The organism is Pseudomonas reactans, assembly GCF_013387025.1.
GTDB classification, from domain to species: Bacteria; Pseudomonadota; Gammaproteobacteria; order Pseudomonadales; family Pseudomonadaceae; genus Aquipseudomonas; species Aquipseudomonas reactans.
The window spans coordinates 1-1,270 of the sequence record NZ_JACAQP010000055.1 but is presented as its reverse complement, the minus strand read 5'-3'; the positions used below and the strand labels follow the sequence as shown (position 1 = coordinate 1,270).

At 53.0% G+C, this 1,270-nt stretch carries 1 pseudogene; it reads right to left on the bottom strand.

Annotated features, from left to right (window positions below):
• Window positions 1-108: 108 nt before the first annotated feature.
• Window positions 109-1,045, bottom strand: a pseudogene (locus HX793_RS30555) (IS110 family transposase).
• Window positions 1,046-1,270: the final 225 nt, after the last annotated feature.

Sequence of the window (1,270 nt, the reverse complement as noted above, 5' to 3'; positions counted from 1 at the left end):
AATGTGGGAGCAACTGTCTTGATGGCTTTCATCAAGCCATATTTGCAGAGACAGTAATGCTCCCACAGCTGTACGCCGTGTAATTCTTGAAATAGCTACCACACGGGTTTAGACGGCCCGCTCTCTCCATTCAGCTCCATCACGGATCATCGCGTTTAGGCGTACTAACAAAACACGCATACAAGCGATGAGTGCCACTTTGGGGCACTTTCCTTTCTCGCGCAGCGCCTTATATCGCACGGCAAAATCAGGCTGAAACCGGATCACTGACCAACAGGCCATGTACAGTGAGCGCCTGGCAGCGAACCTGCCGCCGCTGATGTGGCGCTTACCTTTATGCTTGCCGCTATCGTCGTTGTAGGGCGCAGTACCGCTTAACGCAGCAATCTGATGCCTACCTACCTACCTCGCCGAGTTCTGGAAGATAGGACATCAAACTGGCCGCCGTAACGAGTCCTATGCCTTTGACCGAGCACAGAAGAGATACCTTTTTACTATCCAGACGTTCAGCGCTTTGGCGGATCAGGTTTTCCAACTCCTTCAACACCCCTTGCAAATAGTCGATATGACTCTGTAGTGCAGGTTTGATCACTTCAGAGGAAGCCGTTTTAAGCCGCCGCTTATCGTCATCTCTCTGCTGAACAAAGTGCTCCCGCTGTTGAACCAGCGCGCGCAGATCATCCTGCTCGGCGCTTGTAATGCGACTGTCGGGTGATTTGATGACCGCTGCAAACTGCGCAAGAAGGCGTGCGTCTATCGGGTCGGTCTTGGCTCGTTGACCCATAGCTTTGGCGAAGCTTTTGGCTCGGCAAGGGTTGATCCGTATGACTTCAAGGCCGGCAGCTTGAAGCGCTTTCATGACTTTGCGTTCGTAACCGCCAGTAGCCTCAAGCAACACACGGCCGACACGATGCAGAGCGAGCCATCCAATCAATCTGGGAAAATCACTTTCGCAATTGGGACAACTCATCGCGACATCTAGCTGATCAACCAGGATTTCTAGGCTGCCGCTGGAAACATCAATACCTGCTGGATAGGAAAACATGGCCAAACCCTCTTACACTCAAGGTGAGAGCGCTCTGGCTTGGCCCACGCTTGTAACTGTTCGAGGTGGGCTCGTTCAACTGTTCGGGCTCAATAACCAGAGTGGAGAGGTGAGTGGCAGCATGGGCTCCCACACGTGCTTTATGCACTTCGGGCATTCAGCTTGCCACTCACCGCTCTCAACCTCAGTTTAATCCTGGCTCAAGACACAAGCGGGCTTGCTCGC